Raw genomic sequence first — 17,799 nt, forward strand, 5'->3', positions numbered from 1 at the left:
ATCAACAGCAACCGAACGTAAGGGGCTGAAGCGTTGGACAAGGAAAGCGACCTCATCCGGGGGACGATCGTCTTCGGCCTGCGCACTTTCGGTGCGGACCCGCTCCCCGTCCAGGCCGATCTCGAATACGACCCCGAAGACCCCTACGCCGTCGTGGTGGCCTACCACTCGGGCGGCGGGACGGTCCGCTGGATGTTCGGCCGTGATCTCCTCGCGGACGGACTGCTCACTCCATCGGGTGAGGGCGACGTGATCATCAGCCCGGCCGACGACACCTCGATCGTGATCTTCGCGCTCAGCGCGCCCGACGGCTGCGCGGTGCTCGAAGCCCCGGCGCAGGAGCTGGCCGAATTCCTCGACCGCACCTACGACGTCGTCCCCGCCGGGTCCGAGCCGGAATGGTTCGACTTCGACCAGGAGATCGGCAAGCTCGTCACCGAGTCCTGACGGCCCGGTGGCGGCACCGCTCGCGCGGTGCCGCCCCGCCGACATCGGGTCAGGCGAGTTCGCGCAGCCCCGGGACGACCTGCTCGGAGAACGACCGCAGGAACCGCTCCTGGTCGTGGCCGGGACCGTGGAAGACGAGGTGGTTGAAGCCCGCCTCGACATACGGCTTGATCTGCTCGACGGCGTCGGCCGGGTCGGAGGTCACGATCCAGCGCCGGGCGACCTGCTCGATCGGCAGCGCGTCCGCGGCCTTCTCCATCTCGGCCGGGTCTTCGATACCCGCCTTCTGCTCCGGCGTCAGCGAGAGCGGCGCCCAGAACCGGGTGTTCTCCAGCGCCTGCGCCGGATCCGGGTCGTAGGACAGCTTGATCTCGATCATCTTGTCGATGTCGCCGGTGCTGCGGCCCACCTGCTCCGCGCCTTCCGCGACCGCGGGCAGCAGCTTCTCGGTGTAGAGCTCCATCCCCTTGCCGCTGGTGCAGATGAAACCGTCACCCTGCTTGCCGACGTACTTCGCCATCACCGGGCCACCGGCCGCGATGTAGATCGGCACCCCGCCCTCGGGCCGGTCGTACACGGTGGCGTCGGTGGTCTGGAAGTACTCGCCCTCGAACGTGACGCGCTCCTCGGACCACAGTTTGCGCATCAGGTCGATCGCCTCGCGCAGCCGCGCGAACCGCTCCTTGAACGCGGGCCACTCGATACGGGCGACCGCGACCTCGTTGAGGGCCTCACCACTGCCGACGCCGAGCAGCACACGGCCCGGGTACAGGCTGCCGAGCGTGCCGAACGCCTGCGCGACGACGGCCGGGTTGTAGCGGAAGGTCGCGGTCAGCACGCTGGTGCCGAGGACCACCCGTTCGGTGCGCTCGCCGACCGCCGCCATCCACGCGAAGGAGAACGGCGCGTGCCCGCCCTGATGCCGCCAGGGCTGGAAATGGTCGCTGACCATCACGCTGTCCAGCCCGACCTGCTCGGCGAGTACGGAGTACTCGACGAGGTCGCGCGGGCCGAACTGCTCGGCCGACGCCTTGTAACCGATCTTCAGTGCCATCCGGGGTCACCACCTGGACTCATGGGTTGTTCCGCTCTTCACCTTGGCACAGAGTCGATCAGCCGCGCCCATGCCTCGGCTGGGTGAAGAGTGTCGGGAACACCACTGTGACACCGGGAATGCGTGGAAAGGCCCCGTACCCGCCCTCACCCTCCGGGACCGGCACGTGGTGATGAACTGTGCCGTTTGCGCCGTCACCTGTGCGCCGTGCTGGGCGGAGTTGTGATCGGGGAGTCGAACCCCCACGCTGCCCGCCACGTGCCAGGAGGCGGACCGGAATACCGCCGGCCCTCGGCTTGTGCCCGCTTCCCGGTGGGCTACCTGCTTTCCACGTTCAGTCCAGGAGGTCGGTCTCCCAGTTGGTGCGCTGGATCTCGACGTCGACCAGCCGGATCTCCCCCGCGACCCGGTCCGCGCGGGACCGCAGTTCCGCGACCGGCAACGCGGAGAGATACCGGAGTTCCGAACGGAGCTGACGGCCGTAGCCGCCCTGGTTGCGCCCGGCCGCGGCGTCGGCGGCCGCGGTGAGGACACCGTGCCTGAGCCGGAGGACGTCGCGGCGCGCGATCGCGTCGGTGATCGTGCCCTCCCCGAGCCGGGTCGCGGCGTTGGTCCGGTTGATCCGCTGGATCAGCGATTCCAGTTCGTCCAGCGCGGTTTCGGCTTCGACGAGCAGGGCGGAGGCGTCTTCCGACGGTTCCTCGCCCTCCTGGTGCCGCGCGTTGTCGACGATCCGGGAGCGCAACGCCTCCACCTTCTTGGTCGCGTCGGCGCGTAGAGCGAGCGCTTCGGCCAGCTTGATCCGGGACATGCCGGGAAGTATCGCCAAGATCGACGACCGCCGCATCCCGTTTTCAGCCTGCCAAGGAATGTCGCCGATAGGACGAGTCGGGCTCGGTGTATTCGAGGCCGTTCTCGTCGAGTGCGTTGAACTCGACGTCTTGGAGCACCTGACCCTCCAAAGCGGACAGTTCCGGGAAAGTTCGTCGAACTTCCAGTGCGTGATCTCCAGCCGTTCGTCGCCGAAGTCGACCACGACGGGCGCGTCGGAGAGCCACTCGGTGTACTCGACGATCCCCGTGTGCCCTCCGGATCGACTGGAGTCCGGAGAGCCACACGGGTTCGTAACCCTCGATGTCGAAGAACTCCACCGAGCGAGTATGCCGTCAGTCGTAGGACAGGGCTTCCACCAGTTCACCGCTGTCCGGGTTGGGCAGGGCCTTGGCCACGTCCGCCTGCGCCACGATGCCCACGAGCTTGTGCCCGTCGATCACCGGCAGGCGCCGGACCTTGTGGTTCGCCATGGTGCGCATGATCTCCTCGGCGTCGTCGTCGGCGCCGATCGTCACCGCCTCGCCCTGCGCCAGTTCCGAAGCGTGCAGCGCCCTCGGGTCCTTGCCTTCGGCCAGGACCTTCACCACGATGTCGCGGTCGGTCAGCATGCCCTTGAGCTTGCCGTCCTCGCCGCAGATCGGTACCGCGCCCACCGATTCGGCCGCCATCTTCTTGGCCGCGTCGAGGACGGTTTCGGAGGCGGACACACAGGTCGCGTTCGCGGTCATGATGTCTCGTGCCGTGGTCATCCCATCGCTCCTTCCTTCAGGATCATCCACCGGATACCCGGCATCCCCGGGCCGACACCTCAAGCCGCCGACGGCTCCAGAAGGATCTTGACGGCGCCGTCCTGCTTCTTCTGGAAGATCTCGTAGGCGTGGGGCGCGTCCTTCAGCGGCATCTTGTGCGTCGCGAAGCCCTCGACGCCGAGCGGATCGGCGGAGTCGGCGATCAGCGGCATGATGTCGTCGATCCAGCGCCGGACGTTGGCCTGCCCCATCCGCAGGGTGATCTGCTTGTCGAACAGGTCCATCATCGGCAGCGGGTCGACCATGCCGCCGTAGACGCCGCTCAGCGAGATCGTGCCGCCGCGCCGGACGCAGTCGATGGCCGCGTACAGCACGCTGAGCCGGTCGATGGCGGCCTTCTCGGTGATCTTCGCGCCGATCGGGTCGGGCAGCAGGGCGACCAGGTTCTGCGCCATTCGCCCGATCGGGGCCCCGTGCGCCTCCATCCCGACGGCGTCGATCACCGAGTCCGCTCCCCTGCCGCCGGTCGTCTCGCGGATGAGGTCGCCGAGGTACTTGTGTTCACGCGTGTCGTAGGTGACGACGCCGGCCGCGGCGGCCTTCGCGAGCCGTTCCGGCACCAGGTCGATGCCGATCACCTTCCCCGCGCCCCGGTGTTTCGCGATCCGGCAGCAGAACTGCCCGATCGGGCCCAGCCCGAAGACCACGACCGTGCCGCCTTCGGGGATGTTCGCGTAGTCGACGGCCTGCCACGCCGTGGGCACGACGTCGGAGAGGTACACGAAACGCTCGTCCGGCGGGCCGTCCGGCACCTTGATCGGGCCGTACTGGGCCTGCGGGACGCGCAGGTATTCGGCCTGGCCGCCCGGGACCTGCCCGTAGAGTTTGGTGTAGCCGAGCAGCGCCGCGCCCTTGCCCCGATCGGTGACCTGTGTGGTCTCGCATTGCGACTGCAGGCCACGGTCGCACATGAAGCAGTGGCCGCAGGAGATGTTGAAGGGGACGACGACGCGATCACCGGGTTTCAGGTTCGTCACCCCGGAACCGACCTCTTCGACGACGCCCATGGGTTCATGCCCGAGGATGTCGCCCTCGTCGATGAAAGCGCCGAGGACCTCGTAAAGGTGCAGGTCGGACCCGCAGATACCGGTCGAGGTGATCCGCACGACGGCGTCGGTCGGTTCGGCCAGTTTCGGATCCGGGACGGTGTCGACCCGGACATCGCGTTTGCCGTGCCAAGTGACGGCCTTCATGGTGCTCCCTTCGGCGAGTGGCTCTGCTCCCCGCCGGGTGCCCGCCCGCGCATCCGGCAAACCTCGCCGTTCCGTGCCACCGTTGATCCATGCGAACCCGGATGCTCGCCGTCGCCGTCGACTGCCGTGAGGCCGAAGCACTGGCCGCGTTCTGGAAGGAAGCACTCGGCTACCCCGAGACCGAGCGGTGGACCGACGGTCATGGCGTGACCTATGTCGAGTTGAAGAGCCCCGACGTGCCGAGCCTGCTCTTCCAGCCGGTCCCCGAGGGGAAGTCGGGCAAGAACCGGCTGCACCTCGACCTCGCGCCCACCGAACTCGAGCAGCGCGAAGAGGTCGCCCGGCTCGTGTCGCTCGGCGCCAGGATCATCGAAGACCCGGAGTCGGACGACTGGGTCGTCATGGCAGATCCGGAAGAGAACGAATTCTGCGTGCTGCCGCGGCGCTGAACCTCTTCAGCCGCTTAGGGATTCCGTCTGCGGTCTGGTTCTCCGGCCCGGTCCGTGAAGGACCGGTATTTGTTGATCTACGTCTGACCTGCGCGTGGGCGGGGTCGAGCGTTGTCGATGAAGGATTTGGGACGTTCACTGTCCCAGATCCTTCATCAACGACTCCAAGCGCGGAGGAGCCAGGACGTTCAACGCCCCGAACCCCTCAGGCTCGACCCACACCAGGTGGGTAAGCAAAACGAGTCCCTCAAGGAGGCCTTCACGGACTTGCGAGGCGCTACGCGAGCCCCATGAACACCAGCAGTCACAGCGACCGCGCGTGAAGGCCCCCTTTCCTCGGCTCAGCCGAGGAAAGGAGTCCTTCACACCTTCCCAAGTACATGAAGGCCCCCTTCCTTGCGTCTAGCGCAAGGAAGGGGGCCTTCATGTACTTGCGGTGCCTCAGGCGGCTTCATCCTCGGTCCGGACCGAGGGTTCCGAATGCAGCCCCAGCATCTCCAGCAGCATCCGGCAGTCCGTCGCGTCGCGGGCGTTCGCGACCACGGCTTCGGTCGCCTTGCGCAACACCGCCGCCCGCACGGCCGTCGCCCCACCGTCGACCAATTCCTCCACCGGACGCAATTCCTCGAACGGGTTCCCCATGACCCACCTCCGTCGTCCCTTTCGTTGATACCGGATTCCGGCCGGGAAAGCCCCCGCGTTCGTGCGGTCCGGCGGCGCCACGGCCGGTTTCTCCCTAGACTGGCGCCATTCGGACGAGCGGACGGAGCGGGAACTGACCACCGAGTTGCGCGGGGAGATCGTGACCCTGACCCCGGTCACCGAGGCCCACGTCCCGGACCTGCGGCGCATCCGCGGCACGGCCGAGGTCGGGGCGCGCTGGGGTTCGGTCGACGACTCCCCCACCTGGCCGTTCGACGACCCCACGACAGCCTGTTTCACGGTCCTCGAAGGGAGCGTCGTCCGAGGCTTCGTCCAGTACGGCGAGGAGGAGGACCCGATGTACCGGCACGCGTCGGTCGACCTCTTCCTCGACCCGGCGGCGCACGGCCGGGGACTCGGCACGGACACCGTCCGCACGATGGCGCGGCATCTCCTGCACGATCGCGGGCACCATCGGCTGGTGATCGATCCCGCCGTGGACAACGACGCCGCCATCCGCTGCTACAAGGCCGTCGGCTTCCGCGAGGTCGGCGTGATGCGCGGCTACGAACGCGACACCGACGGCGACGGCTGGCACGACGGATTGCTGATGGACTTGCTCGCCGAAGACCTCACGTAGCGCGTCAGCGCGACTCCGAGCAGCACCACGGCCATCCCGGCGAGCACCCGCGGGCCGAGGTCCTCGCCGAGCACGATGGCGCCCAGCACGACCGAGACGACCGGCAGCAGGTAGCCGACGGTCGCCGCGGAGGTCGCGCCTTCGTCGGCGATGAGCCGGTAGTTGAGGTAGAAGGTGACGCCGGTGCCGAAGATCCCGAGTACGACGACGGCGAGCACCGCGGTCACGTTCAGCGGTCCGGCCGGTGCGGCGTCGAAGGGCAGCGCGAGCGCGCTGAGCCCGGTCGCGGTCAGCAGCTGCGCGGCGGAGATCGCGATCGGACCGCCTTCGCCGACGAGTTTCCTTCCCATGTAAGCGAAAGCGATCGCGTAGCTGATGCCGGCGCCGAGCAGGGCCAGCGTTCCCCAGCCCAGCAGGCCGCTCTTCTGCCAAGGCGCGAAGATCAGCAGGATGCCGGCGAAACCGAGGATCAGCCCGCCCACACGGACCACCGTCAGCCGTCGTTCGGTGCCGATCCCGATACCGATCAGCAACGACCACAGCGGGGTCGTCGCGTTCATCACCCCCGCGACGCCGGAATCGACGGTCAGTTCAACGATGCTGAACAACGCGAACGGCAAGGCGTTGCAGAAGAAGGCGGCGACGAGAAGCCTGCCCCAGATCCGGCGGCCGCGCGGGAGTCGTTGCCCGGCCCAGCGGCTCAGCACGAGAAGGACGGCCGCGCCGAGGGCGCAGCGGATGACGGTCACCTGAACGGGCGGCAGCCCGGTCAGCGCGAGCTTGATCCACAGGAACCCCGAACCCCACAACAGGGCGAGAACGCCCATCCGGACCAGGGTTCCCGGTGCGCCGATGCTCACTTCGTTCCTTTCGCCGGGCCGCTCGATACCTCTCCCAAGCTGCCTCGGGCGACTCGTCAGGACAAGTGAAAAGATCTACACCGACGTTAAGCGGTCCTACATGTTCCGAAAGGGTCCCGGTCGTGGCCGCCGGAAGCGACGGCCACGACCGGTTTCCGAGGAGATCAGCACTCGCCCGGTGTTCGCAAGGCGGAACAGGGCCTGCTCACATTTCGCGGTCGCGCATGATCCACCTCCCTTTCGCCCGGCGCACCGGTGGGGAACGGGCGCGTTCTCGCACAGTTTGGGGGCAGACTTCGCACCCGCGCACACCCGGTGGCCGTGTTGTGACCCAGGCAATGGGAAGGTTGTGGCACGATCTGCCGCGAAGCGGGGAGAAAGGTGCTTCTGGTGACCGAGAATTCCGGTTCGGCCAGATCCGGGGAGACCGGGAAAGCACGCGCGGAACCGAGGCCGGTTTCGACGGCCGCGTCGACGTTCGGCCGCGCCTTGCGGCAACGCCGTCAGGCCCGCGGGCTGGCGTTACGCGAGCTTCAGAAACTCGCCTATGTCGACAAAAGTCTGATCAGCCGGGTCGAACGCGGCCTCACCCCGCCGAGCGCGGAATTCGCCGAAGCCTGCGATCGCGCGCTCGGCGCGGACGGAACCCTGATCGTGCTCGCCGAGGCCGCCCGCGCGGAACCGTATGTGCATCTTCCCCCACCGCCTGATCATTTCGTCGGCCGCGAAGACCAGTTGGCGCTGCTGGACGAAAAAGTGTTCACCGAAACGGCGAAAGTGGTCTTCGTCGCCGGTCCGCCCGGGGTCGGGAAGACCGCGCTCGTGCTGAATTGGGCGAACCGGCGCCAAGAAGAGTTCGATTGCGTCCTCTGGTCGGATCTGCGCGGCTATGCGGCGGGGTCGCCCGCGCAACCCGCCGACATCCTCGACGACCTCTTGCGCTGCGTCGGCGTCCGCCCCGACCGGGTCCCCGCCGAGGAGCACATGCGGCTCGCGCTCCTGCGCGGCCTGTTGCGCGGCCAGCGCACCCTTGTCGTACTGGACAACGCCCTCGACTCGCCCCAGGTGCGTCCGGTGCTGCCCGGTACCCCGGACACCACCGTGCTGATCACCAGCAGGCGACGGCTGTCCGGGCTGGTCGTCGGCAGCGGCGCGGTCCAGGTTTCCTTGGAGCCACTGCGAGAACTCGAAGCGACCCGGCTCATGGCCGACCTCATCGGCGACGAACGCGCGGCGGGTGATCCCGAAGGCGTCGGCAGGCTCGTCCGGCTGTGCGCGGCATTGCCGCTCGCGGTGAACATCGCCGCCGAACGGGTCGCCACCCATCCCCATCAGAGCGTCGGCGACCTCGCCCGCGAACTCGTCGCCGAGGGACGGCGGCTGGAACTGCTCGCGGTCGACGACGACACCGTCGGGGTCAGGGCCGCCTTCAGCTGGTCGTATCGCGCGCTGGAGGCGGACACCGCCCGGATGTTCCGGCTGCTCGGTCTCCATCCCGGCCCGCGTTTCACCGCGGGTGCGGCGGCCGCGCTCGCCGGGCTGCCCGGGCACGACGCGCGACAGCTGCTCGACCGGCTCGTGCAGGCGCATCTCGTCCAGCAGGTCGGCGCCGAGTACTACCGGTTCCACGATCTGCTCCGCGTGTACGCCGCCGAAGAGGCCAACGCCGAGCGATGGCGGGACGAGCGGCAGGCGGCGGTCTCCCGGCTGACCCACTGGTATCTGTACGCGGCCAACGCCGCGAGCTGGACGCTGACCCCGGCGCGCGACCACCACATCGATCTGGGTCCCGCGCCCGACGGTGTCGAGCCGCTCCGGTTCGCCACGTTCGACGAGGCCTACATCTGGTGCGCGTCGGAGATGCCGAGCATCACCGGTGTCGCCCGGCTGGCACTGGACCACGGGCTGTACGAGGTCGGCTGGCGGCTGCCGGTGGAGTTGTTCGACTACCACCTGCTCGGCCGGCCGTGGCAGACCTGGATCTCCAGTCACGAGGTGGCGATCGAGTCCGCGAAGGCGGGCAGTGACCTCGGCGGGCTGGCCTGGTCGGCGATCAACCTCGCCGAGGCGCACCGGCGGCGCGGCGACCTCGACCGCGCGCGCGATCTGTTCGGCCAGGCCGTCGAGATCTCCGAGGAGATCGGCGAGAACCCGAGTCTCGGCTGGGCGCTGGTCGGGCTCGGCAACATCGCGCACGAACGCGAGGACTACGCCGAAGCAGTCCGGCTCGCCGAGCAGAGCGTGGAGGTGAACGCGCGGATCGGGTACCAGCTCGGCGAAGCGACCGCGCGCGTCCATCTCGGCCGCGCCTACCGCGACCTCGGCGAACGGGACCTGGCCCTCGATCACGGTCTGCGTGCCTTCGACGCCTACGCGAAAGACGCCGACCAGCACGGGATGGGTTTCGCGCTGGTGCCGCTCGCCAGGACCTGCCGCCGGTTCGGCGATCTGGACCAGGCGCTCGGCTACTGCGAGCAGGCGCTGACCGCCTACCGCAACTGCGGCGACGTCTGGGGGCAGGCCGACGCGCTCGACGAACGCGGCTGCGCGCTGGCCGCCCAGGGGCACACCGACGAGGCCATGGCCGTCTGGCGCGACGCGCTCCAGCTCGTCATGGACCTCGACGACCGGAAGGCGAACGTGCTGCGGGGCCGCCTCGAAGGCGCCGTCTAGAGCTTCACCGGCAGGTTGTGCAGACCGCGCGTGATCGCGCTCGGCCACCACACGAGCCGGTCCTCCGGCACGGTCAGCGTCATCGACGGCGCGCGGTCGAACAACGTCTCCAGTGCCGCGGACGCCTGCATCCGCGCGAGCGCGGCGCCGATGCAGATATGCGGTCCGACACCGAAGGCGACGTGCCGCACCGGCCGCTCGCCGGGGCGGAAGGCGAGCGGTTCGGGGTGCACTTCCGGATCGCGATTGGCCGCCAGCAACGACAACAGGATCGGATCGCCCGCCTCCATCCGCTGCCCGGCGAGCTCCATCGGTTCGGTGACGAACCGCCAGCTCGTGTTCTGCAGCGGGGTGTCGCGGCGCAGCACCTCTTCGATGACGAGCGTCAGATGCGCACCGTCGGCGCGGGCGCGGGCCGCCTCCTCCGGATGCGTGATGAGGGTCAGCGCGGTGGACGCGATGAGACTGATCGTCGTCTCGTGCCCGGCGATCAGGGAGAGGAACGCCGTCGCGGCGACCTCGTCGTCGGTCAGTTTCCCGGCCGCCTCCTGGGTGAGCAGATCGCTGATCAGGTCCGCCCCCGGTTCCGCGCGTTTGCGGGCGACGACGTCGGCGAGCAGCGCGTCCAGGTCGTCGGTCGCCTTGAGCATCGACGCCATGTCCGTCACGTCGCCCGCGGCGACCACCAGCGCGGGCGGGCGGACCTCGTCGAGCAGGCCTTCCGGGATGCCGATCAGCTCGCAGATCGACCGGATTCCCAAGGGGTACGCGAAATCCTCGACGAGGTCGCCTTCACCGCGGTCCAGGATCGGGTCGAGCAGTTCGTTCGCGAGCCGATGCGTGCGGTCGCGCATATGCTGCAGCCGCCGCGGGCCGAACGCCCCGGCGCAGGCCTTGCGCAGCCGCGCGTGTTCCTCGCCTTCGACGTTGTTCATATGCCCGATGAGCGTCGGCCGGTGGTCGGCGGGCAGCCCGAGGTTGGCCTTGCGCCAGTGCTCCGCGGCGACGGACGGGCATTTGGACAGCCGGGGGTCGGCCATCGCGGAAACGACGTCCGCGTGCCGGGTCAGCAACCAGGTCCAGGTGTCGCCGGGGAGCGGGAGCCGGAACGCCGGCGCGTTGCTCCGAAGCCATTCGTAGGCGGGCGAGGGGTTCCTGTCGAAGTCCGGGCCGAACATCACGGGGACCGCGGCGGCATCGTATGCGGCGTCAGGCATACGAGCCACCATGCCAGCCGCCGGCGGAATCGCGTCCGGCGAACGCGGGTATCGGGCTGTCTCACGCGATCGTCAACGCGGTCCCCCTGTCACCCCCTTGTGGTGACCCAGCAAGATCGAAGCGGGTGCGGTGCGTAACGGGTTGGAGGTGACCCTCGTCAGCGAGTTCGGCAAGCACGACCGTGACGCGGTCTCGGCGCGGCCGCGCGGTTCGCTCCGGGGTTTCGCCGACACCGTCGGCCTCGCCTCCGCCCGCGTCTGGCGGCTGCGTGGCCGCGCCTGGAACACCCTGCGCCATCCGGCGGGGTGGGAGCTGTGGCGCCTGCCGCCCGCGGCGGTCTTCTGGATGCTCGGCACCGAGATCGCGGTCGCGTTCTGGGCCTTGAAATCGCAAGTCGGTGCTTCCCTCACGACGACGGATCTCGTCCGCTTCGGCGTGATCGCGGGCTGCACGATCTGGTACCTCGTCCAGACGCAGCATCCGGAGGAGCAGCGCCGGGCCGACGACCGGCGCGGTGAGCACATCGACCAGACCGCCGTCTGGCTGGGCGGCGCGGCCGTCCTGCTGCCGCCCACGTTGTCGCTCGCGCTGCTGCTGATGGTGCGCGTGCAGCGCTACTCCATCGCGCACAAGGCGATGACGACGTTCCTCTTCACCACCGCCGCGCACGCCGCCTCCATCCTGGGCGTGCACACGATCACCCGGCTGACGTCACTGCACGGCTGGCTCGAATCGGGCACGCTTCCCCAGCGGCCCGGCGACATCGCGGTCGCCGCCGTCGCGCTGCTGGGCGCCGCGCTCTGGTATTTCGCGTCGCAGACGCTGTTGATCAGCATCGCGCGCGGTCTGGCGTGGGGCGGCTGGCGGCGGCAGAAGCTGATCGGCAGCTGGGCCGACAACGCGGACTTCGTCTACGCGCTGCAACTCGCCGCGTGCACGACCATCCTCGGCGCGGTCAACATCGCGCTGGTGCCACTGGTGATGATCGGGATCGCGCTGCGCTCGACCCGGCTGTCGCAGGCACTGGCGGACACGATCGCGCGCAGCCAGCGCGACCGGAAGACCGGACTGCTGACCGAAGACTCCTTCCACGCACCCGCCGCGCTCCGGCTGCTCGAAGACCAGACCGGGCGGCGCCCGACGGCGTTCCTGATGCTGGATCTCGACCACTTCAAGCAGTGGAACGACAAGTACGGGCATTCCGGCGGTGACATCGTGCTCGGCTGTGTCAGTGCCGTGCTGCGGCAGAACACCCGCTCCACGGACGTCGTCGGGCGGTGGGGCGGCGAGGAGTTCTCGGTGCTGCTGCCGGACACCACCCGCGAGGAGGCGATGCGGATCGCCGAGCGGATCCGGGCGGCCGTCGCGAAGACCGCGATCACCGGCTTGACCGAACTCGCCAGCGGGCACGCCACCAACGAACCCCGCGCGGTGGGGCCGATCCACGGCTGCACCGTGTCGATCGGCGTCGGGCTGTCGCCGGAGCACTCGACGGACTACGGCGAGCTCTTCCGCGCCGCGGACGCGGCCATGTACCAAGCGAAACGGAGCGGGCGGAACCGCGTGGTCGTGGCACCCTCCGCGGTTCCGCCTTCGCCCCGGACGCCGACGTCACCCCTGAGCCGGGCCGGCGACGCGCGCCGCGATTGACGCGTTTAGTCCTCTGAATGCGTTCACCGAGCGAGGCCGGTCCTTTGCTCAAGGCGCGCGTGCATGTCGCGAAAGCCACTTTCGGGACACCAGACGTCGCGAAAGTGGCTTTCGCGACATGCACGCCACTCCCCCCGGGCCAGCCGACCAGTCCTGGCCGCGACCTGACGTTGCGAAAGCCACTTTCGCAACGTTGAAGGTTGCGAAAGTGGCTTTCGCAACACACCACGCGTAGCGAAGCACCGATGTCACGTACGGGACCCGAACGGTCCCATACGTGACATTCCGGAGCGCCTCCGAAAACCCGAGCGTCAGCGCCGGGTCACGAGGCGGGTCTCGAGCAGGTCGTCGACCACCCGCGTCTCCACGCCGGTCCGCCGTTCGAACGCGGACCCGCTCAGCGGCCACAGCGCGACCAGCACGACACCCACCGCGGACAGCGCGGCCAGCACCAGCGCGGCGACGAACTGGGCGGCGCCGTCGGTCGCCGTGCTCAGCACCGCGAAGCCGATCAGGACGATGCCGGTCGGCAGGACGGCGGCCAGCGCCACCAGGAAGGCGGGCGTGCGGCGCAGGTCGCGACGGCGGGTGGTCAGCCAGGCGGCGAGCAGGCAGGCGAACGACGCCCCGAGCAGGCAGGCGCCCGCCGTGTCGCTGAGCCGGTGCCAGCCCAGCGCGATGGTCGACGACGCGACCCAGGCGACGGCGACGCCGCCGATCCCGATGATCGCCGGACGGAACCGTTGGGGCAGCACGAAAGCGAGCGCCATCAGGATGGCCATGGCGGCACTGACGTGGCCGCTGGGGAAGCTGTTGTGCCCCGGCCCGCGGCCGCCGTCGGGCAGTTCGGGCCGGACGAGGACGTAGAGCTTGAGCAGTTGCGCGGCGACGAGCGGGAGCACGAGGACGCTCAGCGCGGGGATCAGGAGACCGGGTTTGCGCCGGAGCAGCGCCAGGACGACGAGCCCGATCCCGGCGGCGCCGATCACCAGCACCATGTCCTGGTCGCGCAGCGGTCCCGCCCAGTCCATTGTGGACCACTGACCGGACTGCGCGCTCCGGACGACGCCGTTCTCCGCGAGCTGCCCGGCCGACGTGTGCACGAACAGCACGTAGGTCACGACGAACGCGGCGGCCAGTCCCAGTCCGGTGGCGAGCTGGAACACGGCCCTGGACAGGGTCCGCCTGGTCTCGGCGTGCCGTCCCGGCAGCGGACGGCGGGCGGGGGTCGGCTTCGCTTCGTGGATGAGTAGGGCCATGGGTCCCACTGTCCCCACGCCGTTTCGCCGTGAGGTCCGGACAATGTCATGGTTCTGCTACAAGATCGAGCCGAGTCGCACACGCGCGGAGACATCCGAATAATGGCGGCGTGGCAAGTGTCCTTGTGATCGAAGACGACGCGTCCGTGCGGGAGGGGCTGGAACTCGCGCTGCGACGGCAGGCGCACACCGTGTACACCGCCGAGAGCGGCGAGCTCGGGCTGGAGAAACTGCGGGTGTTCCAGCCCGACATCGTCGTACTGGACCTGATGCTCCCCGGCATCGACGGCTTCGAGACCTGCCGCCGCATCCGCTCGGCGGGCGAGGTGCCGATCATCATGCTCACCGCCCGCAGCGACGACTTCGACATCGTGGCCGGGCTGGAGGCGGGTGCCGACGACTACGTCACCAAGCCGATCGAGCCCCGCGTGCTCGACGCCCGGATCCGGGCGGTGCTGCGGCGGGCGGTGAGCGAGAAGCCCGCGAGCGACGCAGCCGCCGCCGGGGAACGGCACGGCGGCCTGGTCATCGACCGGGCCGGGCTGGTGGTCACGAAGAACGGAGAGCCGGTCTCGCTGACGCCGACCGAACTGAAGCTGCTGCTGGAGCTGTCGCGCACGCCCGGCCAGGTCTACAGCCGCCAGCAGATCCTCTCCGCCGTCTGGGATCACGACTACCTCGGCGACTCCCGGCTGGTCGACGCCTGTGTCCAGCGGCTGCGCGCGAAGATCGAAGACGTCCCCGCGAAACCCGAACACGTCCAGACCGTCCGCGGCTTCGGGTACCGGTTCGGCCGTTCATGAGGTGGCTTTCCGGGCTGCGGCCCCGGCTCATCCTGGCGTTCGCGGCGATGACGATCATCGGGGCGGCGGCCGCGGCGGGGGCCAGTTACGTCTCGGCCCGGAACGCGATCCTCGAGGCGGTGCAGGACGCGGCGATGAACCAGCTGAAGGACCGGGTCGCCGCCTACGGCCGCCCGCTGTCCACGCCGCCGACCCAGGAGCAGCTCAACGATTTCGCCGGCAGCCTGCGGTTGAACGCCGTCGCGGTCTACAGCGACCTGCGATCGGCCAACGGCCCGGATCTCGCCACGTTCTCCCCCGAGTTGCGCCAGACCGTCGCGAACGACTTCCGCATCCAGTTCCAGCGCGTCGACCGCGGAAGCATTCCGGAACTGCTGGTCGGGCTGCCGGTGCTGGCCAGGCAGCCCGACGGGGCGATGAGGAACAGCGGCGTCGAGGTGTACTCGCTCACCTCGCTCGTGCAACAGCAACAGGCCATCGACGAACTCGCGAAATCCGCCTGGCAGACGGCCGCGCTGGTCCTCCCGCTGGCCGCGGCGCTCGCCCTGCTCGCGGCGAGGCAGGTGCTCCGGCCGGTCCGGGCGCTCAACACCGCCGCCGCCCAGCTCGGCGAAGGCAGGCTCGACGTCCGGCTGCCCGCCAAAGGGTCCGACGAACTGGCCGAACTGGTCACGACCTTCAACAACACCGCCGCCGAACTGGAGCGCACGGTCGGTGAGCTGAGAGCCATGGAGGCCGACGCCCGCCGGTTCGTGGCCGACGTCTCGCACGAACTCCGCACCCCGCTCGCGGCGATGAACGCGGTCACCGACGTGCTCGACGAGGACGCGGAGGCGCTGCCGCCGGACACCGCCGTCGCGGCGCGGCTGGTCTCCGGCGAGACCCGGAGGCTGACGCGGCTGGTGCAGGACCTGGTCGAGATCTCCCGGTTCGACGCCGGCCGCGCCGAACTCGTGCTCGACGAATGGGATCTCGCGACGGCGATCCGGGACAGCCTCGACGCCCGAGGCTGGCGCGACGGCGAAGACCTGGTCACCGACCTGCCGGAGGGCGTTCTCGCCCGCGTGGACCGGCGGCGGCTCGACCTGATCGTGGCCAACCTCGTCGGCAACGCCTTCCGGCACGGCGCGGCCCCGGTCCAGGTCCGGCTGCGCGCCGACGGCGACGGCGTCACCCTGGCGGTCGAGGACCGCGGGCCCGGGATCGATCCGCAGGTCCTGCCGCATGTGTTCGACCGGTTCACCAAGGCCGACACCGCCCGCGCCCGGTCCGAGGGCAGCGGGCTGGGCCTGGCGATCGCGCTGGAGAACGCCCGCCTGCACGGCGGCGACATCACCGCGGCCGACACCGGGCACGGTGCCCGGTTCGTGCTGCGCCTGCCGCACCTGCCCGAAGGAGGGACGCGATGAGGAAGCCTCGCGTACTGCTCGCCTTCGCGGCCGCGACGCTCGTGGCCGCCTGCGGTGTCCAGCCGACCGGTGTCGTCCCGGCCGGGCCGGGGCCGTCGATCCGCGCCACCACGGGGCCGAACGTCCTCGGCGGTCTGACGCTGTACTTCGTCTCCGACGGCCGGGTCATCCCGGTGACCCGGCCCACCGAAGGGTTCATCTCCCCCGAGGGCGCGGTCACGCTGCTGCTGCAGGGACCGACGGACCGGGAGGCCGCGCAAGGACTCACCACGTTCGTCCCGCCGGAGCTGGGCAAGCTCCGGGTCTACCCGGGCGACCCGTCGAGTCTCGCGCTGCCGTACTCGATGCGCAAATTGTCCGATCAGGCCATCAATCAGCTGGTCTGCACCGTGATCGCGGCCTCCGCGGCCACCGGCCGGGCGCCACAGTCCAAGGGCGTGAACGTGATCTCGCCGAACGAGGACGTGTACTTCCAATCCTGCCAGCCGAACTGAATTCGTCACTCACCGTGCTCACATAAAAGCACTTCTCGTATCTGTACGGGCGTGAGCCTCTTTTGGTTCAACGATCAAGGTAACTGTGGGCGAACACACTCGGGCGTGACATTGCCGTGTCCTTTTCGTAATGTTGCCCGGAGCTCGCGGCCCCCGACGCGAGTTCCCGTCCCCGAAGTGGTGAGTGATCAGAGAAATGGCCGGCAGACATCGCAAGATCAAGGCTCCGCAGTGGAAGCTCCCCGCGGGTATCGCGGCAGCGGTCGCCACGGCGCTCCCGGCGTCGATGTGGCTGACCTCCGCAGGTTCCCCTGACGTCGAAGCGGCCAGCGCCGCGCTCGCGTTGAAGGCTCCCCCGGTCTCCAGCGTGACTCCCCCGCCGTCTACCAGCAGCACCCCGCCCTCCAGCACAAGTACCCCGCCCCCGTCGACCTCCTCGGCTCCCCCGAAGCCGACGACGTCGACCAAGGCCCCCGCCCCGGTGAAGAAGACCGTTCCCGCCGCGACGGCGTGCTCGACCAGCCTCGCCGGCACCAAGCCGCACGTGGCCCAGGTCGGCAACCACGTGAAGGCCAAGTTCGGCGTGAAGAACGTCGGCGGCGTCGCCGGCCGGGCGAACGCCAGCGACCACCCCTCCGGCCTCGCGCTGGACTTCATGGTGGACACCGCCACCGGCAACGCCATCGCCGAGTACCTCCTGGCCAACCAGAAGGACTTCGGTATCACGTACGTCATCTGGCGCCAGCGCTACAACGACGGCAGCGGCTGGGACACCATGGAGGACCGCGGCGGCGCGACCGCCAACCACATGGACCACGTCCACGTCTCCTTCGCCAAGAGCGCGAAGGTGAACGTCAGCTGCTGACGACTTCGTTCAACGACGCCGAGCGGACCGCTCGCCGGGCTGGATCACGGGTCGGCCCACGACCTCTTCCACGCCTTTGACGGCGAGCCGGTCCGCTCGCTCGTTCTCCGGATGCCCCGCGTGGCCTTTGACCCAATGCCACTCGACCTCGTGCCGTGAAGCGGCTTCGTCGAGACGGCGCCACAGATCGGCGTTCTTGACCGGCGTCTTCGCCGACGTCATCCAGCCGTTGTTCTTCCAGTTCCGGACCCAGCTGGTGATGCCGTTCCGGACGTAGGTGCTGTCGGTGTAGATGTCCACCGTGACCCGGCGCTTCAGGCTTTCCAGCGCCTCGATCGGCGCGGTCAGCTCCATCCGGTTGTTCGTGGTCGGACCGGGATCCCCGCCGTAGATCTCCTTCTCGACGGTGCCGTACCGCAGCACCGCGCCCCAGCCTCCCGGGCCGGGATTCCCGCTGCACGCGCCATCGGTGTAGATCTCGACTTCCGCCACCGGAACAC

Annotated in this window: 18 protein-coding genes; 9 read left to right on the forward strand and 9 right to left on the reverse strand. The window is 69.3% G+C overall.

What is annotated here, in order from left to right; all coding sequences use genetic code 11:
- Nucleotides 1–33: 33 nt before the first annotated feature.
- Entirely contained in the window at nt 34–447 is a 414-nt protein-coding gene (locus tag AJAP_RS23505) for an SsgA family sporulation/cell division regulator (protein ID WP_038515280.1), read from the forward strand.
- Nucleotides 448–496: 49 nt separating this feature from the next.
- Here AJAP_RS23505 and fgd read toward each other — a convergent pair whose 3' ends face one another.
- The 4 genes from fgd to AJAP_RS23530 all read right to left on the reverse strand — a co-directional run bounded on the left by fgd (nt 497) and on the right by AJAP_RS23530 (nt 4,337).
- Nucleotides 497–1,501, reverse strand: coding sequence for a glucose-6-phosphate dehydrogenase (coenzyme-F420) (fgd, locus tag AJAP_RS23510; protein ID WP_037344247.1), 1,005 nt, complete (start codon nt 1,499–1,501; stop codon nt 497–499).
- A 334-nt stretch (nt 1,502–1,835) separates the two neighbouring features.
- Nucleotides 1,836–2,312 carry a DIP1984 family protein gene (locus AJAP_RS23515; RefSeq protein WP_228694568.1) on the reverse strand — a complete coding sequence of 159 codons (477 nt, stop codon included), beginning with the start codon at nt 2,310–2,312 and terminating at the stop codon, nt 1,836–1,838.
- A gap of 355 nt (nt 2,313–2,667) precedes the next feature.
- A complete protein-coding gene (locus tag AJAP_RS23525; RefSeq protein ID WP_016333456.1) occupies nt 2,668–3,084 on the reverse strand; it encodes a CBS domain-containing protein in 417 nt (138 codons plus the stop codon).
- A gap of 59 nt (nt 3,085–3,143) precedes the next feature.
- Nucleotides 3,144–4,337: a zinc-dependent alcohol dehydrogenase gene (locus tag AJAP_RS23530; RefSeq protein ID WP_038515281.1), complete on the reverse strand. Its 1,194-nt coding sequence runs from the start codon at nt 4,335–4,337 to the stop codon at nt 3,144–3,146.
- A gap of 89 nt (nt 4,338–4,426) precedes the next feature.
- Between AJAP_RS23530 and AJAP_RS23535 the strand changes: the two genes are divergently transcribed.
- Nucleotides 4,427–4,786 carry a VOC family protein gene (locus tag AJAP_RS23535; protein ID WP_038515282.1) on the forward strand — a complete coding sequence of 120 codons (360 nt, stop codon included), beginning with the start codon at nt 4,427–4,429 and terminating at the stop codon, nt 4,784–4,786.
- A gap of 441 nt (nt 4,787–5,227) precedes the next feature.
- Here the strand turns inward: AJAP_RS23535 and AJAP_RS23540 are convergent, their stop codons facing one another.
- Nucleotides 5,228–5,428, reverse strand: coding sequence for a hypothetical protein (locus AJAP_RS23540; RefSeq protein ID WP_038515283.1), 201 nt, complete (start codon nt 5,426–5,428; stop codon nt 5,228–5,230).
- A gap of 133 nt (nt 5,429–5,561) precedes the next feature.
- On the opposite strand from AJAP_RS23540, the gene AJAP_RS23545 reads away from it, so the two are divergent.
- Complete coding sequence (locus AJAP_RS23545; RefSeq protein WP_073847202.1) at nt 5,562–6,068, forward strand: GNAT family N-acetyltransferase; 507 nt, start codon at nt 5,562–5,564, stop codon at nt 6,066–6,068.
- Here the strand turns inward: AJAP_RS23545 and AJAP_RS23550 are convergent.
- Nucleotides 5,993–6,928, reverse strand: coding sequence for a DMT family transporter (locus AJAP_RS23550; protein WP_038515284.1), 936 nt, complete (start codon nt 6,926–6,928; stop codon nt 5,993–5,995). The genes AJAP_RS23545 and AJAP_RS23550 overlap by 76 nt on opposite strands.
- 390 nt (nt 6,929–7,318) lie before the next feature.
- Here AJAP_RS23550 and AJAP_RS23555 point away from each other — a divergent pair, with 390 nt between their 5' ends.
- A complete protein-coding gene (locus tag AJAP_RS23555) occupies nt 7,319–9,601 on the forward strand; it encodes a helix-turn-helix domain-containing protein (protein ID WP_228694569.1) in 2,283 nt (760 codons plus the stop codon).
- On the opposite strand, the gene AJAP_RS23560 is transcribed toward AJAP_RS23555, so the two are convergent.
- Nucleotides 9,598–10,818, reverse strand: a complete 1,221-nt coding sequence (locus AJAP_RS23560; RefSeq protein ID WP_038515286.1) for a cytochrome P450 family protein — start codon at nt 10,816–10,818, stop codon at nt 9,598–9,600. The two genes, AJAP_RS23555 and AJAP_RS23560, sit on opposite strands and share 4 nt — an antisense overlap.
- Before the next feature lie 130 nt (nt 10,819–10,948).
- Between AJAP_RS23560 and AJAP_RS23565 the strand changes: the two genes are divergently transcribed.
- On the forward strand, nt 10,949–12,469 hold the full coding sequence (locus tag AJAP_RS23565; RefSeq protein ID WP_228694570.1) for a GGDEF domain-containing protein: 1,521 nt from the start codon (nt 10,949–10,951) through the stop codon (nt 12,467–12,469).
- A 311-nt stretch (nt 12,470–12,780) separates the two neighbouring features.
- On the opposite strand, the gene AJAP_RS23570 is transcribed toward AJAP_RS23565, so the two are convergent.
- Nucleotides 12,781–13,728 (reverse strand): phosphatase PAP2 family protein, encoded by a 948-nt coding sequence (locus tag AJAP_RS23570; RefSeq protein WP_038515288.1) that lies wholly within the window; start codon nt 13,726–13,728, stop codon nt 12,781–12,783.
- Between the two features lie 110 nt (nt 13,729–13,838).
- Here AJAP_RS23570 and AJAP_RS23575 point away from each other — a divergent pair, with 110 nt between their 5' ends.
- The 4 genes from AJAP_RS23575 (at nt 13,839) to AJAP_RS23590 (ending at nt 17,299) form a co-directional block, all read left to right on the forward strand.
- Nucleotides 13,839–14,531, forward strand: a complete 693-nt coding sequence (locus AJAP_RS23575; protein WP_038515289.1) for a response regulator transcription factor — start codon at nt 13,839–13,841, stop codon at nt 14,529–14,531.
- Nucleotides 14,528–15,940: a sensor histidine kinase gene (locus AJAP_RS23580; protein ID WP_038515290.1), complete on the forward strand. Its 1,413-nt coding sequence runs from the start codon at nt 14,528–14,530 to the stop codon at nt 15,938–15,940. Before AJAP_RS23575 ends, AJAP_RS23580 begins: the two co-directional genes overlap by 4 nt.
- The gene (locus tag AJAP_RS23585; RefSeq protein ID WP_038515291.1) at nt 15,937–16,434 is read left to right on the forward strand and encodes a hypothetical protein; all 498 of its coding nucleotides are present in this window, start codon (nt 15,937–15,939) and stop codon (nt 16,432–16,434) included. Before AJAP_RS23580 ends, AJAP_RS23585 begins: the two co-directional genes overlap by 4 nt.
- Before the next feature lie 196 nt (nt 16,435–16,630).
- A complete protein-coding gene (locus AJAP_RS23590; protein ID WP_038515292.1) occupies nt 16,631–17,299 on the forward strand; it encodes a hypothetical protein in 669 nt (222 codons plus the stop codon).
- A gap of 9 nt (nt 17,300–17,308) precedes the next feature.
- Here the strand turns inward: AJAP_RS23590 and rnhA are convergent, their stop codons facing one another.
- Nucleotides 17,309–17,791, reverse strand: coding sequence for a ribonuclease HI (gene rnhA / locus AJAP_RS23595; RefSeq protein ID WP_038515293.1), 483 nt, complete (start codon nt 17,789–17,791; stop codon nt 17,309–17,311).
- Between the last annotated feature and the right edge of the window lie 8 nt (nt 17,792–17,799).

It is taken from the genome of Amycolatopsis japonica (genome assembly GCF_000732925.1).
Lineage (GTDB): Bacteria > Actinomycetota > Actinomycetes > Mycobacteriales > Pseudonocardiaceae > Amycolatopsis > Amycolatopsis japonica.

Excerpts from the sequence above, each read along its gene's own strand:
- fgd (WP_037344247.1), bottom strand. The coding sequence starts at position 1,501 with ATGGCACTGAAGATCGGTTACAAGGCGTCGGCCGAGCAGTTCGGCCCG.
- AJAP_RS23515 (WP_228694568.1), bottom strand. The coding sequence starts at position 2,312 with ATGTCCCGGATCAAGCTGGCCGAAGCGCTCGCTCTACGCGCCGACGCG.
- AJAP_RS23525 (WP_016333456.1), bottom strand. The coding sequence starts at position 3,084 with ATGACCACGGCACGAGACATCATGACCGCGAACGCGACCTGTGTGTCC.
- AJAP_RS23530 (WP_038515281.1), bottom strand. The coding sequence starts at position 4,337 with ATGAAGGCCGTCACTTGGCACGGCAAACGCGATGTCCGGGTCGACACC.
- AJAP_RS23535 (WP_038515282.1), top strand. The coding sequence starts at position 4,427 with ATGCGAACCCGGATGCTCGCCGTCGCCGTCGACTGCCGTGAGGCCGAA.
- AJAP_RS23540 (WP_038515283.1), bottom strand. The coding sequence starts at position 5,428 with ATGGGGAACCCGTTCGAGGAATTGCGTCCGGTGGAGGAATTGGTCGAC.
- AJAP_RS23560 (WP_038515286.1), bottom strand. The coding sequence starts at position 10,818 with ATGCCTGACGCCGCATACGATGCCGCCGCGGTCCCCGTGATGTTCGGC.
- AJAP_RS23570 (WP_038515288.1), bottom strand. The coding sequence starts at position 13,728 with ATGGCCCTACTCATCCACGAAGCGAAGCCGACCCCCGCCCGCCGTCCG.
- AJAP_RS23580 (WP_038515290.1), top strand. The coding sequence starts at position 14,528 with ATGAGGTGGCTTTCCGGGCTGCGGCCCCGGCTCATCCTGGCGTTCGCG.
- AJAP_RS23585 (WP_038515291.1), top strand. The coding sequence starts at position 15,937 with ATGAGGAAGCCTCGCGTACTGCTCGCCTTCGCGGCCGCGACGCTCGTG.
- AJAP_RS23590 (WP_038515292.1), top strand. The coding sequence starts at position 16,631 with ATGGCCGGCAGACATCGCAAGATCAAGGCTCCGCAGTGGAAGCTCCCC.